Source organism: Steroidobacter gossypii, from assembly GCF_016801985.1.
GTDB lineage: Bacteria > Pseudomonadota > Gammaproteobacteria > Steroidobacterales > Steroidobacteraceae > Steroidobacter > Steroidobacter gossypii.
Map to the genome: position 1 here is coordinate 448,740 of NZ_JAEVLS010000004.1, position 19,529 is coordinate 468,268.

14 protein-coding genes are annotated in these 19,529 nt (G+C 63.3%); 5 read left to right on the forward strand and 9 right to left on the reverse strand.

Annotated features, from left to right (window positions below; all coding sequences use genetic code 11):
* Positions 1-452: 452 nt before the first annotated feature.
* The 6 genes from JM946_RS18910 to JM946_RS18935 all read right to left on the reverse strand — a co-directional run bounded on the left by JM946_RS18910 (position 453) and on the right by JM946_RS18935 (position 9,561).
* Positions 453-776: a hypothetical protein gene (locus JM946_RS18910; protein ID WP_203168919.1), complete on the reverse strand. Its 324-nt coding sequence runs from the start codon at positions 774-776 to the stop codon at positions 453-455.
* A 174-nt stretch (positions 777-950) separates the two neighbouring features.
* Positions 951-2,396: an efflux transporter outer membrane subunit gene (locus tag JM946_RS18915; protein WP_203168920.1), complete on the reverse strand. Its 1,446-nt coding sequence runs from the start codon at positions 2,394-2,396 to the stop codon at positions 951-953.
* On the reverse strand, positions 2,377-3,519 hold the full coding sequence (locus tag JM946_RS18920; protein ID WP_203168921.1) for an HlyD family secretion protein: 1,143 nt from the start codon (positions 3,517-3,519) through the stop codon (positions 2,377-2,379). The genes JM946_RS18915 and JM946_RS18920 overlap by 20 nt, the downstream gene beginning before the upstream one ends.
* Positions 3,516-5,078, reverse strand: a complete 1,563-nt coding sequence (locus JM946_RS18925; protein ID WP_230979863.1) for an MFS transporter — start codon at positions 5,076-5,078, stop codon at positions 3,516-3,518. The genes JM946_RS18920 and JM946_RS18925 overlap by 4 nt, the downstream gene beginning before the upstream one ends.
* Before the next feature lie 98 nt (positions 5,079-5,176).
* Entirely contained in the window at positions 5,177-7,582 is a 2,406-nt protein-coding gene (locus JM946_RS18930; RefSeq protein ID WP_203168923.1) for a TonB-dependent receptor, read from the reverse strand.
* A gap of 125 nt (positions 7,583-7,707) precedes the next feature.
* The gene (locus JM946_RS18935) at positions 7,708-9,561 is read right to left on the reverse strand and encodes a winged helix-turn-helix domain-containing protein (protein ID WP_203168924.1); all 1,854 of its coding nucleotides are present in this window, start codon (positions 9,559-9,561) and stop codon (positions 7,708-7,710) included.
* 326 nt (positions 9,562-9,887) lie between these two features.
* Between JM946_RS18935 and JM946_RS18940 the strand changes: the two genes are divergently transcribed.
* Complete coding sequence (locus JM946_RS18940; RefSeq protein WP_203168925.1) at positions 9,888-10,238, forward strand: UrcA family protein; 351 nt, start codon at positions 9,888-9,890, stop codon at positions 10,236-10,238.
* 83 nt (positions 10,239-10,321) lie between these two features.
* On the opposite strand, the gene JM946_RS18945 is transcribed toward JM946_RS18940, so the two are convergent.
* The gene (locus JM946_RS18945; RefSeq protein WP_203168926.1) at positions 10,322-11,233 is read right to left on the reverse strand and encodes a polysaccharide deacetylase family protein; all 912 of its coding nucleotides are present in this window, start codon (positions 11,231-11,233) and stop codon (positions 10,322-10,324) included.
* Between the two features lie 185 nt (positions 11,234-11,418).
* On the opposite strand from JM946_RS18945, the gene JM946_RS18950 reads away from it, so the two are divergent.
* The 4 genes from JM946_RS18950 to JM946_RS18965 all read left to right on the forward strand — a co-directional run bounded on the left by JM946_RS18950 (position 11,419) and on the right by JM946_RS18965 (position 16,769).
* The gene (locus tag JM946_RS18950) at positions 11,419-12,729 is read left to right on the forward strand and encodes a GntT/GntP/DsdX family permease (protein WP_203168927.1); all 1,311 of its coding nucleotides are present in this window, start codon (positions 11,419-11,421) and stop codon (positions 12,727-12,729) included.
* 102 nt (positions 12,730-12,831) lie between these two features.
* Positions 12,832-13,488, forward strand: a complete 657-nt coding sequence (locus JM946_RS18955; protein WP_203168928.1) for a GntR family transcriptional regulator — start codon at positions 12,832-12,834, stop codon at positions 13,486-13,488.
* An 80-nt stretch (positions 13,489-13,568) separates the two neighbouring features.
* Complete coding sequence (locus JM946_RS18960; RefSeq protein WP_203168929.1) at positions 13,569-15,959, forward strand: glycoside hydrolase family 127 protein; 2,391 nt, start codon at positions 13,569-13,571, stop codon at positions 15,957-15,959.
* A gap of 87 nt (positions 15,960-16,046) precedes the next feature.
* Positions 16,047-16,769 (forward strand): endonuclease/exonuclease/phosphatase family protein, encoded by a 723-nt coding sequence (locus JM946_RS18965; RefSeq protein ID WP_203168930.1) that lies wholly within the window; start codon positions 16,047-16,049, stop codon positions 16,767-16,769.
* Between the two features lie 61 nt (positions 16,770-16,830).
* Here the strand turns inward: JM946_RS18965 and JM946_RS18970 are convergent, their stop codons facing one another.
* Together JM946_RS18970 and JM946_RS18975 are read right to left on the reverse strand one after the other, a co-directional pair.
* The gene (locus JM946_RS18970) at positions 16,831-18,117 is read right to left on the reverse strand and encodes a hypothetical protein (RefSeq protein ID WP_203168931.1); all 1,287 of its coding nucleotides are present in this window, start codon (positions 18,115-18,117) and stop codon (positions 16,831-16,833) included.
* A 94-nt stretch (positions 18,118-18,211) separates the two neighbouring features.
* Positions 18,212-19,489: a hypothetical protein gene (locus JM946_RS18975; RefSeq protein WP_203168932.1), complete on the reverse strand. Its 1,278-nt coding sequence runs from the start codon at positions 19,487-19,489 to the stop codon at positions 18,212-18,214.
* Between the last annotated feature and the right edge of the window lie 40 nt (positions 19,490-19,529).

The window sequence follows — 19,529 nt, forward strand, 5'->3', positions numbered from 1 at the left end:
GGATATTCAAAACCCCGAAACAATCGTTCTCGTTGCCTCGTCAAGTCCTCGAATCATCGAGGGGCGACTCTACAGCGAGCGCAAATCAGAATCCACGTCTGTGTCGTTCGTCACAATAGTACTTGAGTACCGAAAACGAACGCTTACAGCAAGCACGAAGAATGGTTGTATACGACGGGTAGGACGTCGCGGCAGATTTGGCGAAGTGACAAGTTCGCAAATGGATGTTTGTACTGCCGACGCATGCGAGGGATCGTTGGCCGCTGCGATCAGCAAACGAATGTCGACGGACGCGCGCCCGGCGACGACACGACCATCAGTTCGAAGTAGGCGCCGTTGACCAGTTTTGGAGTTGACGCTGAGCGTCGCCTGGTCGGATGGAACGATTCTCGCTCAGTTCGGGCTGGCGCGCCGGGTTGGGTCGGCGTCGGTAGGGACGTCGCCAGCGCGGGCTAGAACTGCATGATCTCCGCCGCCACCACCTCCACCTTGGAGGCGCAGCCGAGGGCGCGAGAGGCGCCGGGCGCCAGGATGAACTCTTCCTGCATGTCCTTGGCGCCGGTGGCCGCCCAGCGAACCACGACCTTGATGCTCAGGTAGGTGTGTTGACTGGTCACTACCCAGGAGTGATTGAACTCATCGCACTGACGGTCCGAGACCGGCTTGACGAAATCGGTGGCCGCAGGCTCCTGAGCCGTGCTCAGCGCCGGCAGAATCATCCCGAAAGTCAGCACCGCGGACGACCACAGCCGCGTGCCCCCCTTGATCTTTTGCATAGTGCGTCCTTTTCGCGCGGTCCGCGCAAATGAGACAGCTCGTTATCCAACTTGTGTGCAGGATGGGCCGCGGCGGGCCCTCCTGCCTGCTACTTTCCTCACAATTATGGAAATCCGCAAGGGGCATGGCCTGATTACTGTGAACCCGTGAACCCGACGGGCGTGAAGCGACGCTCACTCGGTGGATAACGTGGACGCACCATAATCCCAGCCGCCGCCGAGCGCACGAACGAGTGCGATGTCCAACGAAAGTCGGCGCGCCCGATCGGCGCTCAGGGCGCGCTGGCTCACCAGCAGGCGGTCTTCTGCGATCAGCACCGACTGCAGATCGGCAGCGCCCGCCGTGAAGCGCGAACGAGCCAGCGCCAGCGCTCGTTCGTTGGCGGTCACCGCCCTCTCCTCTTCGCTCAGCCGGGACGCGACCGCGCGTTGCTGAATCAGCGCATCCGAGACTTCCTGAAGGGCGCGACTCAAGGTCGCGTCATAGCTCGCTACAGCTGCATCGTATTCGGCGCGAGCCACACGATAGCCGCCGGCGCGTCGTCCGCCGTCGAAGATGGGCAGGCTGATGGCGGGACCGATCGAGCCCGCGGTCGAGCCGGTGGCGAAGACGTTGTCGAGCCCGAGCGCCTGCTGCCCGAAGGCCGCGACCAGATTTACATTCGGCCGAAACCGGGCGACCGCGACGTCGATGCGGCGAGAGGCCGCTTCGGCTCGCCAGCGGGCAGCGACCAGATCCGGCCGCCTGCCGATCAACTCCGCCCGCAGATCCCCCGGCAAACTCACATTGCCCTGGGCGCGCGCGGTGGGCCGGGCGATTTCCAGGCCTCGATCAGGACCTGCACCGATGAGCGCGGCGATCCGGTTACGTGTAAGAGCGATGCGTTCGTCGGCGTCAATGAGCTGCGCTCGTGCGGTGGGCGGTCCCGCCTCGGCCTGGCGCAGATCGGCCTCCGAGTCGTAACCGTACTGGTGACGCCGTGCTACCAGATGCAACGTCTGTTCTCGCACCATCAGCGTGCGCTCGAGAACGTCACGGTCGGCGTAAAGGGCGCTGAGCTGAGCGTAGGCATCCGCAATTGCGGAGGTCAGCAGCAGGCGCGTCGCGGCCAGGTCTGCTTCGACGGCGCGGTTTTCCCCAACCGCGGCGGCGAGCGCTGCACGGTTGCCGCCCCAGAAATCCAACGCGAAACTGGCGTCATAACCGATCCTGCCGCTGTCGTTCCATCCGTGGAGCGCAGGCGGCGTCGGCAGACCCGTGTTGTAACTGGGCTTGGCGTAGGCAGCGCTCGCGCCCAGCGCGACGTTGGGTTGTAACGCCGCTCCGGCCACTTGCGCCAACCCTTCCGCTCGGAGCAGACGAGCTCGCGCCATGGCCATGGTCGGGGAGTCGCGCAGGCCCTCTTCGATCAGCCGTTCGAGCTGTTCGTCGCCGAACGCTTGCCACCATCGTTCGGCGGGCCACTCGCCCATCGAGTCCACGTTCAGACTCTGCTCCGTCACATAGGAGTCGACCGAGGGAATGCCGCGCTTATCTCCCAAATCGGGTATGAAAGCGCACGCAGTGAGGGTGAGGCCCAGCAGCGCGACGCTGCTGGCCTTAACTAACGGTGTCCTCATCTGCGGCCTCCTCAGCCAGGTCCGACTTCGGCAGCTCGCATCCGAACGCGCCGGAGAACCATCCCAACACGCCGCGATGGGCGCGGCCATCAGCATGCGATCCGATGGCGATCATGGGCTGCGCCGACATCCCGCCCGCCAACCGTTCGAGCCCGGGCTGCGCCGGGTCGAGCAGAATGCGCACGGTGAAGCGTCGAACGATCTTGGTGAAATTGCCGGTGGCGTTGTCCGGCGGCAGCAGCGCGAACTCCGAGCCGCTGGCGCCGGAAACACTTTCCACGCTTCCGCAGTACGCGAGATCCCGGACCGCGTCGACCTCGATGCGCACACGATCGCCGGGCCGCACGCGGGAGATCTGCGTCTCGCGAAGATGCGCCTCGACCCATAGATCCTGCGTCGGAGCTACAGCCATGAGTCGCGCACTCGCGATCACAAACTCGCCAACTCGAACGTTGCGGCCTGCGATGAGCCCTTCGCGCGGCGCTCGGATGGTGGTCGCTTCCAGATCGTTGCGGGCTCGGAAGAGCTTGGCCTCGGCGCCGTGCATTGCGGCCCAAACCGGCTCTCTTTGCGCGGCAATGACATCGAGCTGATTCCGAGCGAACTTCGCCTGGGCAGTGGCTTGGTCCACCGCGGCCCGGGCCCGAACGTGTTCCGCCGCTGCCGCGTCGTAAATCGAACGGCTCACTCCACCTTCTTCGACGAGCGCAGACGCTCGGACAAACTCTTCTTCCGCACGACGCAACTGAGCGGATGCGCTCGCGACGGCCGCATCGGCAACGCGAATCTGCGATTGCTGGAGCCGCTCCTGCGCATCGATCTGGATCAAAGCTGCGCGCTGCTGAGCGACGCTCGCCTCCGCATCGCGCCGTGCCGCTTCGAAATCTCGCGGGTCGATGCGGGCGAGCACCTGGCCCGGCTCGACGCGCTGATTGTTCTCGGTCAGCACCTCGCTGACGTAGCCGGGCACTTTGGTTGAAACAAACGTGAGGTCGCCCTTGATATAGGCGTTGTCGGTTTGTTCGAACGGCGTCACGCCGTGCCACAGCGCGTAACCGAAGAAGATCACGAGGGCGGCGCCGATCACCACCCCGCCCGCGGTCGTGAGACGTTTGACGGTCATGCCAGACTCCTCTCGCGAGGCAGCGCCGGAAGCGCCCAGACAAGGATCGCCGCTAACGCGAGTGCCACGGCGGTAATGAAGAAAGCGTCTTGATAGGCCAGCGTGTAGGCCTGTCTGGCCGCGCCCTGAGCGAGCCCCGCGAATGCTCCGCGCTGAACACCTGAGATGTCCGGTATCCATGAGCCGAGCATCCGTCCCATGGCAGCTAGTCTTTCAACGGCAATGGGCTCGAGGCTGGTGACCGACTCGCTCAAGCTCGACCAATGAAACTTCTGTCGTTCAACCACCGCGTGGGTCGTGAGCGCGAGCCCACCGACGAGACCGAACGTTCGGGCGACGTTGAATGCGATCCCGCGCGAGGGGCCATCCTGCAAAGTCGCACCGAAGACTGCGTAACGCATGGTCGCGACGGAAAACAACGCCTGGCCCGCCCCCGCCAATGCAAGGGGCAGAATGAATTCATTGCCCGCCCATTCCGATGTGATCTGCACACAGATGGCCGCGGCGATGGCAATCGCCGCCAATCCGAGCGACAGCGGAATTCGCGGATCCGACTTCGCGGTCAACCAATAGGCCACCGGCGTGGTGAGCAACGTCCCCAACGCCATCACCAGCATGAGGTCGCCGAGCTGCTCGGTGCGAAAGCCCTGCAGTCGCGCGAGATATTGCGGCCCGATGAACACGGCCAGCAGCGTGCCGAAGCGAAATATCACCTGCAGTACCAGCACGCCTGAGAACGTCGGGCTGCTGAAGATCGAAAACGCCAGCAGCGGACGTTGTGCCAGCCGCATGTTATGAATCGCGAAGCCGATGCTCAGCAGGCCGCAGATAAGACTGGCGGTGATCCACCACTTCTCGAACCAGAAGCGGCGCTCGCCTTCGGAAAGAAAGATCACGATCAGGCCGAGCCCGATCGAGAGCAGCACGAACCCCGGCCAGTCGAAGCTCTTGAGCAACGAGAGATTGCCTCGCTCGCCGCGCAGTACGAGGAACGCCAGCCCGGTGTAGATCGCACCGAGAATGGCTTGTGAGATGAATAAGGCGCGCCAGCCGCCGATCGCGACCAAAGTCTCCGCCGTCCAGGCCGAGAGGCCCAAGCTGACGGTCGTCGCGAACGCGAACAACGTAAGTCCTTCGAATTGCCCTTTACCTGGCGGCAGGCTCGTGAGCGCGATCAACATCATCAGCAGCGGCAGCGCCCCGCCGAAGAATCCTTGCGCAAAACGGCCGACGAAGATCCACGGCAGGCTCACGCCCACGCCAATCGCGAAGCTTGTGAGTACCAAGCCGAGCCCGAAGATCAGCATGGCCCGACGGCGGCCCAGGGCACCCGCCACGGCCACGGCCGCCGGCAATCCCACCAACACACCGACGTTATAAAGAGTCACGATCCAGCTGGCTTCGTCCGCGCTGGCCGACAGGCCGCCGCTCACGTCCGGCATGGAAAGGATCACTGCGAGCGGCATGGTCGCGCCGACCACCGCACCGAAGGTGCTGACCGCGATCGCACCCCAAGGAGGGCTCGGGGGGCGGTTTTGGCGAGTGTCGGCCAGAGACATCACGGCAGCGAACCTCGATGGAGGATGCTGCCATGGTGTGTGACGGGTGCGCCGGTTTCTTGATCAGCCCGGCGCTTTGTTGAACGATCGCACCGATCTCAGAAAGATTTGTTCACCGTCAGGCCGTAGGTGCGCGGATCACCGGGCTGGCCCACCACCAGACCGGTGCTGCCCGATTGGGTGGCCAGGAACTCGAAGTAGTCCTCCTCGAAGGCGTTGCGAACCCAGCCATAAACATTCCAACCGCCGGCGCGGATCCCCGCTCGGAAATTCGCGAGCGAATAACCCTCGATATCGGTGTAGCGCGAGCGCGATGGGTTGGAAGAGAACTTGGAGCGATAGCTGCCGTCGAACGCGAAGTAGCCGCCGCCGTCAGCGCCCAGTAACGGCAGGTCGAAGTCGTACTCGAGCCCATACGAGAACGCCGTCTTGGAAACGCCCGGCAGCCACTGGCCCGAGATATCGCAGAACGGCGGGCTGAAGCCGCCCGGCGTGCCTGGCGCGCTTGGCGGATTCGCGGCGCTCGCGGTGGTGCCGCCGGAGAGTTCGGGCGGGCACGGTGCATTGGGGAACTTCGTGTACTCGTGATCCGTGAACGCGCCGTTCACATACAAGTTCAGGCCATCGAGCGGCTGCACGGAAATATCCAGCTCCACGCCTCTGACCCGGATCTCGTCGGCATTCGCGAGATAGCCTCGGATCACGTTCGCCTGGCTGTTGGTCACGGTGGCTTGATAGTCCGAGATCTCGGTCGAGAAGGCCGCCAGATTCACCGTCGCCTTGCGATTGAACAGCTGGCTCTTCAGTCCGCCTTCGTAGTGATGAACGCGCTCCGGATCGACCGTCTGCACCGCCGTGATCGGCTGGCTATTGGCGTCGAGCGGCAAGCCGGACAGATTGATGCCGCCCGATTTGAAGGAGCGCGCATAGGTCACATAGCCGAGCACGCTGTCGCTGAGGTCGTAGGACACGGTGAAGTCGCCCGACACATTGGTGTCGCTGAACTCTGGCGTGTAGTTCTGCGGAGCCAGCACGCCCAATTGGGCCGCGGTCAACGGCGTGTTGGTCGCATTGGTCACGGTAGCGATGTACTTGCCATCCTTCTTGTCGTAGTTCACGCGCAGACCAGGTTGCAGGCGCAGCTTGTCGGAGACGTGCCAGGTGAGCTGACCGAAAGCCGCGACGCTGGTGTTCTTCAAGCCGATGTCGTTTTCGGCACGCAGTCCGTTCAGAATGTCTGGATTGTTGGCGTTGGCGCCACTCAACAGCCAGCGGCTGGCCAGTGGCCCCTGCTCCTGCACGCCGGCGGTATCCACTGTCTGATAGAAGCCATACAGCCCGACCACGTAATCCAGTTGCTCTCCGCTCGCAGCGAATCGCAGTTCCTGCGACCACTGCCGCTGCTCCGACGGGTTCTGCGAAACCGTGGTGATGGGCAAGCCGATGAAGTCGCGATCGTTGGCCGGACCCCAATCCCATTTACGAAACGCCGACACGGAGGTGAGCCGCCCCGGCCCGATATCCCATTCGACCAGCGCCGATGCGCCAGCAAAGATCTGCTCGGCCGACAGTTCCGCGTCCAGATCGGTCACGCGATCGAACGGATCCGTGCTCGGCACCTCGTAGTTCGAAGCTTCCGCAAGCGCGGCGTATTGTCGAGCCAGCGCCCGCTGCGTCGACCCGGTGCGAACATACAGCTGGCCGTAACCCAGCGGATCCTGACGGGTGTAGTCGGCCGACAGCGTGATGCCGAGCGTGCTGCTCGGCTGGATCAGCACCTGACCTTTGAAGCCGAGATTGTCGAGCTCGTTGATATGCTGCCCGGTGGCGACGTTATAAATCGTTCCATCGCGGGAGGTGTACGAGCCGCTCAAGCGGCCGGCGACGGTATCGCCGATCAACGGACCGGTGATCGACGCCTTGCTTTGCAGATAACCAAGATCGCCGGTAGTGATCTCGGCCCGCCCTTCCGGTTCGAAGCTCGGCTTGCGCGTAGTCACATTGATCGCGCCGGCGGTCGTGTTCTTGCCGTACAGCGTGCCCTGCGGACCGCGCAGAATTTCGATCTGATCCACATCGAGGAAGTCGAACGTCGCGGTCGCGGCGCGGGAGTAATACACCTGGTCGATATAGATGCCGACGCCTTGCTCGATGCCGTCGTTGGTAAGACCGAATGGCGCACCCAGACCGCGAATATTCACCGCCGAATTGCGCGGGTTGCTGGAATAGAACTGCACCGACGGCTGCAGCTGCTGCAGCTTGCCGACATTGAAGGAGCCGGTGTTTTCGATCGTGTCCGCATTCAATACGGCGATCGCCACCGGTACATCCTGCACGGCCTCCTCGCGTCGCCGCGCAGTGACCATCACGCTCTCGATGGTCTGCTGCGCCTGAGCGCCAGGGTCTGCATCGGCAGCGTGAGATTGATGAGGCACGGCCGTCGCCAGTACCGCGCCGATGGCGGCGGCGAGCTGCAACGAGCCGAGAATTCCAGACGAGCGCATAAACTTCCCCAGTTGTTTCTTGTGCGTGCGCCGGCAGCGCAACGCCCGAACATCTTAGGGGGCATGCCATAAAGGATCAGTCGCGACGGGGTTATATCGGAGTCACCGCCACGGCCGATGCGGTTCTAAAAACAGCGTAGCAACTCGCCACGGAGCACACAGTTGTCCGGTGGTCCGTACTGGCGCCAATAGCCGAACAACCCAAGTCGCGCGAGCAGGGGTTGGAAGTGTGAACTATCGCGGAACGGCCGCATTTCTTCGAGCCACAGAATGCCCCACCCGCCGCCGATGACGCCCGAAGGAGTCATGTGATCCAGCGCGCGTTGCGCGACCTCGTAGGCCGCTTCCACCGCCCCGAGCGTCGTGAACCAGACCATCAAGCGTTGCGCAGTCGGCAGATCCAGATCCTGCGGGCGCAGGTTCTCCTGCCACGCTTGCAGTGCCATGATGGCTCGTTCGCAACGTGATCGATCGGACTGCGCTCGATAAAAAGCCTGGACGGCGTCGAAGCCGCCCGCCTCGCGCGATGCCGGCGACAGTGTTTCCGCCAGTTGCCGTGCCGCCTCCGAGAAGTGGCCCTGGTTAGTCGCAATCCGTGCGCGCGCTTCGTGAACTGCAGCGAGGCTGGTGGGATAGCCGTTCGCGACGGCGATGTCGATCCATTTGTCTACGTCCGCGCTCTCGCCATTGAGCAACCTCTGCGTACCCAGTTGGAGCGCAAGCGCGGGCGATGCAGGCGCCAGTGCATATGCGTGCTCGATCTCAGTCAGCGCCTGGCGCTCGTGTCCGACCTGACGCGCGATATAGACAGCATGAAAAGCAAGTGTGTCGGGATTATTGGCCGTCATGGCCAGCGCTTTGCGCAACCGGCCTTCGGCATCGACCCATCGGCCATAACATGCGTCGATCAATCCGAGCACTCCGTGCGCTCGCGATACTGAAGGATCGAGCTCGAGGGCGTGCCTGGCGTCGCGCTCTGCCTCGTGCAGCAGCTTTGACGAGCACCCGTCATTGATCACTCTATATGCTCGAGTCTCCGCGACGGCATACCAGGCGCGCGCGAATTCAGGATCTCTCGTAACTGCCCGCTCCAGCAGCTGTATCGCTGCGTCGAGATTGCCCTCGGTAGGCTGAGCGCGCAACGCCATGGCTTGCAGATACAGATGATAAGCATCGAGATGACGCGTCGGCGCCATGCGTCTCGTGCTGCCCATGGTGAAATGACCTACGATTGCATCGACGATAGCGACCGTGAGCTCGTCTTGCATTCCGGAGAGATCTTCGCCGCTGCAATCGTAGCTCTCCGACCAGAGATGACGGCCGGTGCGTCCGTCGACGAACTGCGCGGTGACTCGGATGCGATCGCCGGCGCGGCGGATGCTGCCTTCCAGCACAGCGTCCACTTCCAGCTCGCGCGCGATCTGACGCACGTCCAACTGCCGGTCTTTGAAAGCGAAGGTGGATGTTCGCGAGGCTACATCCAACCACCGCACACGCGCCGAGGTGTTGATCAGTTCCTCCGCCATCGCCTCGCCCAGATAGCCGCGTGCAGGATCGCCGGTCAGATTCGCGAACGGCAGGATGGCGATGGAGATGCGCATCTGTCCGTCCGCTGGAAGGACGCGACTTGCCGACTCCGTGGACTGGTCAACCGCTCGAACTTCGGCAACGAATCGGTAACCGCGACCGGGCACGGTGACGATGTAGCGATATTCTCCCGGCCGCTCGCCCAGCACTCGCCGCAGCAGGGAGATGTTCTGATTGAGACTGTTCTCCTCGACCACCACATGAGGCCAGATTGCCTTCAACAGTGTGGCCTTGTTCAACAGTTGCCCGGGATGCTGCACCAGATACAGCAGCGTATCGAAAGCTCTGGAGGTGAGCGGCAACATATGAGCGCCGCTCTTGAGCAACAGCAACCGCTGCGCCGCGTCGAGACGAAAATCGCCAAACTCGTAGATCACGCGTTCGGGCGCCATGCAGATCGGCCAGCAGCACGATTAAGAATCTCACAAGCCCGGCGTCCGTACCCACGGCCGATTCTAACCCCGGGTTGCGCGCGATCAACTGCACCAGCGTCGCATGGCTCGCGCCGGTCGCAGCAACCAGCGCTTTGCTGACGGGCTTAGCCCGACCGCTCATGCATTGCGTTAGAGCAATTCGCGCCTCGTTTTATCATTTGAGCGTCACAACGAATTCACAAATATTCAACCCGTTTCCAAAGCGGATTCAGCGCGCGCCCTCCAAGTTAGCCCCGCGGCCGGCCACCGCGCCGGCGCCAATGGGGTCAAACAGGAGCAAGCACATGCGTTCACTCTTCGTAAAATCGGTCGCGGCATTGTCCTTGGGCACGGCGCTGCTCGGCCATTCCGTTCTGGCAAATTCCGATCATCGCATCGAAACCGTGGTTGCCGTGCCGAGCGTCAAAGTCAGCTACCGCGATCTGGATATTTCCAAACCGTGGGGCCTCGAGGTCCTCTACTCGCGCATCCAGCACGCTGCGCGCGGCGTCTGCTCTCTCGATCAAACGCCTCGGGAATTGGCTCGCGCGCACGTGGCGCGGACCTGTTATCGAGCGGCCATCGATAACGCCGTGAATCAAATCAACCGACCGATGCTCACCTCGCTACATCGAGCCAAGAGCAAGCATGTGTAGGGATGGAGTTCACAGCGCCACCGAGCAAGGGCGGATGACATCGGCGTCATCCGCCCCGTTGCTGTCTTCTCTGCGCGTGAACGTTATTTCCACACTTGCCGACGAGCGAATTCGCGCTCCAGCTCCGCTTCGTTCTCCCAGCGGCGGGTCGGACCTTCATAGCCGTTGGCGGTGGCCAGGGCGATGATGCGGCCTTGACCCAACAGCAGCGTGTCCGGCTCCATCGTGGCGATGGGGTCGAGGAACGCCTGCTCCGGGCTGATGATCTTCCAGCCTTTGTCCCGCAGGTGATTCACCAGGTCGCCAAGGTAGAGCGCGGCCAGATCGTTTTCATGAAGCAACAGGACATGTCGCGGCGAACGGCCCAGCTGGCTGCGCGCGACCTGGTCGTAGAATTCGACGCTGTCGGTGAGCAGGTCCACATACGCCGCGCGCAGCCGGTCGAAATCGATCTTCTTGCCGGCTTGCAGGGCGGCTTGAAACATCCGGTCCATGTGAAAGTCGTAAGTGTCGACGGTGACGTAACCGGCGCGATATCCGAGTTTTTGCAACTCGCCGCGCATCCGGTCGCGCACCTCCACGGTGAGCCCTTCGTGCAAGAAGGGAAACCTGAACCAGGGACGGTAGTTGGGGAACGCGCTCAACACCTGCGCCGCCTGCTGAATATCGGCCAGGAACGCATCGACGCCGACCTTGTGCAAATCCGCGTGTGAATGCGTGTGGTTGGCCACCAAATGTCCGGCCCGGACATACGCCTGGATGCGCTCGGCGCCGGCCGCATCCATGCGCCCCGAGTTACAGAAGAACATCACCTGCTCCACGCGGGCCTGCGCCAGCGTTTCGATCAGTTTAGCGGTGCGCGCGGGAGCGTAGAAATGAAGAGTGTCCGGGCGAGGCGCATCGTCGATGGTGATAGCGATCGATCGCGTTTCCTCGCCCGTCGCCAACGCGGACATGGCCGCGAGCATGCAAAACACCAGCAACTGTTTGATCATCCGCCGCACTCCGTGGCCGATCCGGGAGCCCCATAGTATTACTCAAAGTATTGCCACAGGCGCTGCAGATTGTCAGTATCCGGCGCTCGTACGGATCGCCGCATCACTCGAACAGGGTTTCACATGGCTGCTGACTCACCGTCGACCAACGCAAACATGGACCGGGATCGCTGGGCGTCGGTGGCATGACCCTGCTGAGCATTGCCGCGGCCGTCGGCATTCTCATCCTTCTGATCGCGGCCGGGCGGGTACCGCCGTTCGTCGCGTTCATCATCTCGGCCCTCGCCGCGGCGCTGATGCTGGGCCTGCCGCTGGAACAGATCCCCAAGAGCATCGAAATCGGCATCGGCGGCATGCTGGGCCCGCTGTCCATCATCATCGTGCTCGGCGCAATGTTCGGCAAACTGATCGCCGACAGCGGCGCGGCCGAGCGCATCTCGCAGTCGCTGATCCGGCTGTTCGGCGAGCGGCGCATCCCGCTGGCCATGGCGCTGACCGGTTTCATCGTCGGCATCCCGCTGTTCTATAACGTCGGCTTCGTGCTGATGGTGCCGCTGATCTTCTCGGTGGTTTATCGCTCCAAGTTGCCGGCGCTGTATGTGGGCATCCCCATGCTGGCGGGCCTGTCGATCTCGCACGGGTTCCTGCCGCCGCATCCTTCGCCGGCCGCGCTGGTGAATCAGTTCGGCGCCGACATGGGCGTGACGCTGCTCTATGGTTTGCTGGTCGGCGTGCCGACGCTGCTGATCGCAGGTCCGGTGTTCGCGCTCTCGCTGCGCAAGGTCGAAGTCACCTGGCCGTCCTTTTTCAAGCCCACCGAATTGAGCGAGGCCAACCTGCCGAGCACCGCCAACAGCTTCATATGCGCGCTGTTGCCGGTCTTTCTGATCGCGAGCGCCACCGTGTTGTCGTATGCGGACCTGGCGCCGCGGACGCGTGCAGTCGTGACATTCATCGGCGATCCGATGATCGGCCTGTTGCTGTCGCTGGCCATCGGCACCTGGACGCTGGGTGTCGCGCGCGGCATGCCGATGAAGCAATTGATGACTGGCTATGGCGAGGCGGTACGTGACATCGCAGCCATCCTGCTCATCATCGCCGGCGCCGGCGCGCTGAAACAGATTTTCGTGGACAGCGGCGCGAACAACGACCTCGGCGCCTTGCTGGCGAATCTGCCGATTCATCCGCTGGTGCTGGGCTGGCTGGTCGCGCTGGTGATCCGTATCGCGCTCGGCTCCGCCACAGTCGCGGGCCTGACCGCCGCCGGCATCGTGGCGCCGCTGGTTCAAGCCACCGGCGTGGATCCCAACTGGATGGTGCTTGCGGTCGGCGCGGGCAGTCTCATGTGCTCGCACATCAACGACTCGGGCTTCTGGATGTGCAAGGAGTATTTCAATCTGAGCCTGGCGGATACGTTCCGTTCCTGGTCGGTGATGGAAACCATCGTCGGCTCGGTGGGACTGGTGCTGATCCTGTTGTTCAGCCCCTGGCTGTAGGCGCGGTCCGCGGCGGCCGGACGCCGCGGGACGGTTCGGGTATGATCGTCTACGGTATCCCTTCGGGGCCGCGAACCCACCGTCGTCTCCTCATCGTCCCTCATGTCCACGAGCATCGTTGTCCGCACGCTGTCCGATCGCGTGTTCGAAGTGGTCCGGGAACAGATCCTCCAGGGCCGATTGCGCAATGGCGAGCCCATCCGCCAGGACGCGCTGGCCACGGAGCTCGGCATCAGCAAGATTCCGCTGCGTGAGGCCCTGGCGCGCCTCGAACAGGAAGGGCTGCTGATCAATCACCCCAACCGGGGCTATTACGTTCAGCCGATGTCGCGCGAACAGGTCGATGAAATCTACGCACTGCGCCTTTCCATCGAGCCTCAAGCGGCCGCTTACGCCTCGCAGGTGGCAACCGACGACGACCGCGCGCACGCCACGTCCGCGTTCACCGCGCTCGACACCGCCGCTCACAGCAATCTCACGGCCGTCGCGGTCCGCAACCGTGAGTTTCATATCGCGTTGGTGGAGCCCGGTCGCAAAGTCCTGACCACGCAATTGGTCGAGCGCCTCGCCGTTCTCGCCGAGCGTTATGTGATCGCGCATCTCGCGCCGGCCGGTCGCGACGCGCGCGCTCATGTCGAGCATCGGGCGCTGTTCGACGCCTGGCTGGAGCGCGACAAGCGCCAGGTGGAGAAGCTGTTGAAGGAGCACATCCAGGGCACGCTCAAGGACCTGCGAGCCCAGCTCAAGAACGGCGCCTGACGCCATCGATCCAGGTATATCGTATACCATCGCGACCTGAGCAGGTGTATCCTCGGACGCCTGCACGTGAAGGAGTAGCGATGACCCGACTCCCGCTGTTCACCGATCGACGCGCCCTGCTCAAAGGCGCGGCCGCTGGCGCTCTGTGCGCCGGCCTGCCCTGGGCCCATAGCTGGGCGAACTCTGAAGTGCTGCCCACCCGCGCCAAACCGCTGCCGCTGGGTGATGTGCGTCTGTTGCCCTCGCCGTTCGCGGACGCGGTCGAAGGGAATCGCAAATATCTATTGCAGCTTGAGCCGGACCGGCTGTTGCACAACTTCCGCAAGTTCGCCGGCCTCACGCCCAAGGGCGAAGCGTATGGCGGCTGGGAAGCCGACACCATCGCCGGCCATACCCTCGGCCATTATCTGTCGGCGCTGGCGTTGGTTCATGCGCAGACCGGCGAGCCCGAAGCGAAACAGCGCGCGGAATATATCGTCGCGGAGCTGGCGGAGGTGCAGGCCAAACAAGGCGACGGTTACGTCGCGGGCTTCACGCGCAAGCGCAAGGACGGCACCATCGTCGATGGCAAAGAGATCTTTCCCGAGATCATGCGCGGCGAGATCCGCTCGGCCGGCTTCGACCTGAACGGCTGCTGGGTGCCGTTATACAACTGGCACAAACTGTTCGCCGGCCTGTTCGATGTAGACACATACTGCGGCGGCAATGCGCGTGCGATCGGCGTCGCGGTCGGCCTCGGCGGCTACATCGAGAAAGTCATGGCCGCGCTGAACGAGGAACAGCTGCAAACCGTGCTCGACTGCGAGCACGGCGGCATCAACGAAAGCTTCGCGGAGCTGTACGCACGCACCAACGACCGGCGCTGGCTGCAACTGGCCGAACGGATTTATCACAAACGAGTGCTCGACCCGCTGGCCGCCCAGCGTGACGAGCTGGCCCTGCGCCACGCCAACACTCAGATTCCGAAGCTGATCGGGCTGGCGCGCCTGCACGAGATCACCGGCAAGCCGGAGCAAGCGACCGCGGCCCGCTTCTTCTGGAAGACCGTGACCACCGACCACAGCTACGTGATCGGCGGCAATTCGGATCGCGAGTATTTTTCCGAGCCTCGCACCGTTGCCCGGCATATCACCGAGCAGACCTGCGAAGCCTGCAACACCTACAACATGTTGAAGCTGACGCGTCATCTGTATGCGTGGGCACCGTCAGGGTCGCTGTTCGATTATTACGAACGCGCGCACCTCAATCACATCCTGGCGCATCAGGATCCAGCCACCGGCATGTTCACTTACATGACGCCGCTGATGTCGGGCGCCAGGCGCGAGTTCTCTTCACCGACCGACAGTTTCTGGTGTTGCGTGGGCTCGGGCATGGAGAGCCACGCCAAGCATGGCGACTCGATCTGGTGGCAGGCCGAGGACATGCTGCTGATCAACTTGTTCATTCCCTCGCGCGCGACGTGGCAGGCGCGCGGCGCGCAGTTCGAAATGACCACTCGATATCCGTATGAAGGCGCGGTCAACGTCAAGGTCGCCGGATTGAAGAAGGCGCAGAAGTTTGCCGTCGCGTTGCGCGTCCCTGGCTGGGCCAAAGACGCGCAGTTGAGCGTCAACGGCAAACCCGTCGAAGCGAGCAACGACGCCGGCTATCTGATCGTTCGTCGTCGCTGGCGCGAAGGTGATGCGTTGGCATTTACCTTGCCTCTGGAGTTGCGGCTCGAAGCAACGCCAGGCGACGACAAGACCATCGCCTTTTTGCACGGACCGATGGTGCTGGCCGCGGATCTCGGCCCGGTCGACCAGCCCTTCGAAGCCGCGGCGCCGGCCCTGGTGGGCGCCGATCTGCTTGCGGGTTTCAAACCGGTGGAGCCACAACAGGCCATCTATCGAGCCGACACCATAGCGCGCCCCACGGCGCTCACCTTCTCGCCGTTCTACAAGAACTATCACCGACGCAGCGCTGTTTACTTCCGCCGGTTCACCGATGCTGAGTGGGTCCATGAAGAGCGGGCCTTCAAGGCCGAACAGGCGCGCCTGAAAGAGCTCGCCGCCCGCTCGGTCGACGTGATGCATCTGGGCGAGATGCAGCCGGAGCGCGATCACGAGCTCACATCGGAAATTTCTTATCCCGTGGTCTATCGCGGCCGGCATGGTCGCGACGCGCGCACTGGCGGCTTCTTCCAGTTCCGCATGAAAGTCCGACCGGGTCCGCTGATTCTGCAAGCGACCTACTGGGCCGACGAGCGCGCTCGCAAGTTTCACATTCTGGTCGACGGCCAGCGCATCGCCACGCAGAGTTTGCGTCCGGACAAGCCGGTGTTCTTCGATGTCGATTATGAGATTCCCGAAGCGCTCACGCGCGGCAAGGACAGCGTACTGGTGCGGTTCGAGCCGGAGCCCGGCAACACCGCGGGTCCCGTATTCGGCTGCCGTATCTACACCCAGCAGGCGAATGCGACTGCGCCGATCTGAGGGCGCGCTGGCCTACTCGCTTGTCTGTGTCGCCCGCCTCGTGGTCAGCTAGAGCTGCGCCTGACTGCGGCGTCACGGATGAGCGAGATGGCAATCAAACTACTGACCCTGAACATCGAAGCCGACCGGCATCTGGCGCGGGTTGGCCACATGCTGACCGAACACCGGCCGGACATCGTGTGTTTGCAGGAGGTGTTGGAGCCCGATTGCGAGCGCCTCGCAGCGAGCGGCGGCTATGAAGTGAAATATGCCGTGTCAGGCCGGGTCGATATGCCGGGCAGCGAGTGCCACTGGGGCGTGGCCGTGCTGTCGAGACTGCCGGTCACTCGGCAGATCGTCAGCCACTATTCCGAGGATGCAAGCATTCGACTGCTGCACAAGCCGAACGATGCCCGCCGCGTGCTGCTCGTCACCGAACTGGAACACCAGGGCCAGCCATACCGGATCGCCACCACGCATTTCACGTGGACGCCGGACGGCATGATCAACGACGAGCAGAAGGCGGACTTCATCCGCCTGCAACGAGTACTGGCGGGCTACCCGGACTATGTGTTGTGCGGCGATTTCAACGCGCCCCGCGGGGCAGAGATGTTCGGCAAGTTCCTGGCCGAGCTGAACCTGATCGATCACTTGCCTGCGAATGTCACCTCCACGCTCGATCCGCAGTGGCATCGACTTGGCAACATCGAGCTGGTCGTCGACACGATCTTCTCGACCGCGCATTACCAGGCGATACAAACGCGAGTGTTGGAAGGGATCAGCGATCACAAAGGAATCATGGCGCTGATCGAGCGGCGCGGCTCACGCTGAATGCGCGGGCCGAAGCAGATGAGTGGCCTTCCCTGGCCACTCCGGACCTTATTGGAACGAGTTAATTGCAGCGACCGGTGTAGCCGGCCCAGAACGTGGGCTCGGAGAAACCGAAAGCCAGCGACGAGCCCGACAGCAGGCCCGCGTTGTCCGTGCAGGCGTACTGAATCGCGTTGAAGTCACTGGGCGCGACCACGGACTGGTTCTGGGCATGTGCGGGATTGCCGAAGCAGGCGCCGGTGTACTCGCCACCGACGACCACGTCGGTGAAGTTGCCATCGGTGCCCTGCTGCAAACGGAACGGCACGCCCACGCTCGGAGCCGCATTGGCATACGCCACCGTGACGCCAAACACGCTGCCATTCGACACGGGGGTGGCCGCGAAGTTGGAGGCGTTGTTCGACAGCTCGAAAGCGTTGCTGGAGCCGTTCTTCTGGAGCGCGTACACGAACGACAGATCGCCCTGGAAGCCCTGATCCCAATCGATGGAATCGCCGCCGGCGCAGGTCAGCCACACGCGCTCGAGGTTCGCATCGCCGCCCACCAGGCGCAGCGCATCGTCCTTGCTGTTGTGAATGTGAACTTCGGCGAGATAGGTCTCCCTGCTCACGCCGTACAGCGCCAGGCCGCTGAGATGGTCACTATGATGGGACTGGCTAGCGCCGGCTTCGGCGATCACCACGTATTCCAGCGAGCCGCTGGAAACATTGTCCCAACTGGCCGTGCTCACTTCGTCGATGTAGCCGCCGAAATAGTACGGCTGCTTGTAACCGCCCGCGACGGCGGCCTCGTCGGCCTGCTTGCCAAACCGATGGCGGCGCAGCTCCGGCATCACGCACTCGGCGCCGACGCTGCTATTGCAGGCGTTGCTGCTATCCCAGCTCGACAGGATCACGCCGCCCCACTCGCCCGTGCCGGTGGTGTTGCCATCGAGCGATGAGAACACGACGGGCGCGACATCGCTGCCGATGGCGAACAACTGAGCTCCGCGGGAAATCACCAGCGCCGAACGAGGCGCACCGGCCACCTGGGCGCCGGCCTGGATTTCGAGCACGGTCGGCACGGCCGTCTCTGGCGTCTTGCCCGCTTTGTAACCGTCGCCCACCGTCACCACCGACGGCAGCGTCCACAAGATCTTGGTCCCGGAAACGGTGGCCGGCAGGGTCACGGTGCCAGCGACGGCGATGTCGGCCGGCAGATCGCAGCGGCGATAGGTGCTGCCGTTCCAGCTCACCGAGCCGCGGTGGATGCCGTTGGCGTTGCATTTCGCATCCAGACCGAGATCCACGGCCCAGGCGCTGGATGCGGTCAGGCTGACCGCGGCCGCGGCCAATAATCTGAGCTTCATCATGTTCTCCTGAATTTTGCTTGGCTCGAGAAGACCGCCCGGCCAATCGGCCGGGCGGCAATCCAGATCCGCTGATGTGATTTGTTATTGACGATTAGTTACAAGTGCCCGGGTACGCCGTCCAGAACGTGTTGTTCGGGAAGCCCGTGGGCGCCGTCGAGGACGGCGGCAGCAGGCTCAGGTTGTCGTTGCAGGCGTACTCGAAGTTCGTGAAGTCGCTCGCGGACACGGCGTCCACCGCACCCGAAGAGAAGCAGGCGCCCGTGTAGGCGCTGCCGATCACGACGTTGCTGAAGGTTCCACCGCTGCCCTCCTTCAGATCGAAGGGCGTATCGACCGCGGGCGAGCCGTCAGTGAACAGGATCGAGACATTCGACACGTTGGCGTCCGCCACCGGCGTGGCCGAGAAGTTGTTGGGATTGTTGGCCAGCTCGAAGGCGTGGTCGGCGCCATCGCGTTGCAGGATGTTGACGTTGCTGAGCGCACCGTGGAAGCCGTAGTCCCAGTCCACGCTGTCGTCGCCAGCGCAGCTGATCCACAGGTTGGCCACGTCGACGTCGCCACCGAAGAACTCGATGCCGTCGTCATCGTTGTTGTGGATGTGCACGTTGGCGATCGAGGTCTCGCTGCTGACACCGTACAGGGTCAGGCCGTTGATCTCGTCGCCGGTGTTGGAGTTCGGATCCGGATCGCCGTCGATGTCGACGTTGACCGCGTGGCCGCCTTCGGCGATCACCGCGAAACGCAGCGTGCCGCTGGAAACATTGTCCCAGCTGGGGGTGGTCGCCTCGTTGACATAGCCGCCATAGAAGAACTGGCCCTGGCTGATGCCTTCCATGGTGCATTCGCCGCCGGTGTTGCACTCGTTTGTGTTGTCCCAGCTCGACAGGATGACTCCGCCCCACTCGGCCGTGCCGGTGTAGTTGTTGTCCAGCGACGAGAACACGATCGGGTTGGCGGCGGTGCCGGCGGCGTTGATGCGCGCGCCGCGGGTGATCACGAGGGCGGAGTTCGCGATGGCGCCGGCAATACGCGCGCCGGCGGCGATCGTCAGTTGCGTGTTGGCAGCCGTGCTCGGGGTGCGGCCTGCCTGATTGCCATTGCCCACCACCACGACGCTCGGCAGCGTCCACAGGATGGGCGTGCCGGACACGGTGGCTGGCAGAGTGATGGTCGGATCGGCGGGGTTGGTGGTGACGATATCGGCGGGCAGATCGCAGCGACGACGGTTGCCGTCGGGGGTCGCAACCATGCCCTGATCGGTGCCGTTGAGGGCGCAAGTCGCGTCCAGGCCGAGGTTCGCGGCGCCCGCCTGGAAAGCGACGGAGCCGAGGGTCGCGGCCACAGCCGCAGCCAACAGTTTCAGCTTCATACAAACACTCCTTGATAGTCCATCCATTGACGATCGGACT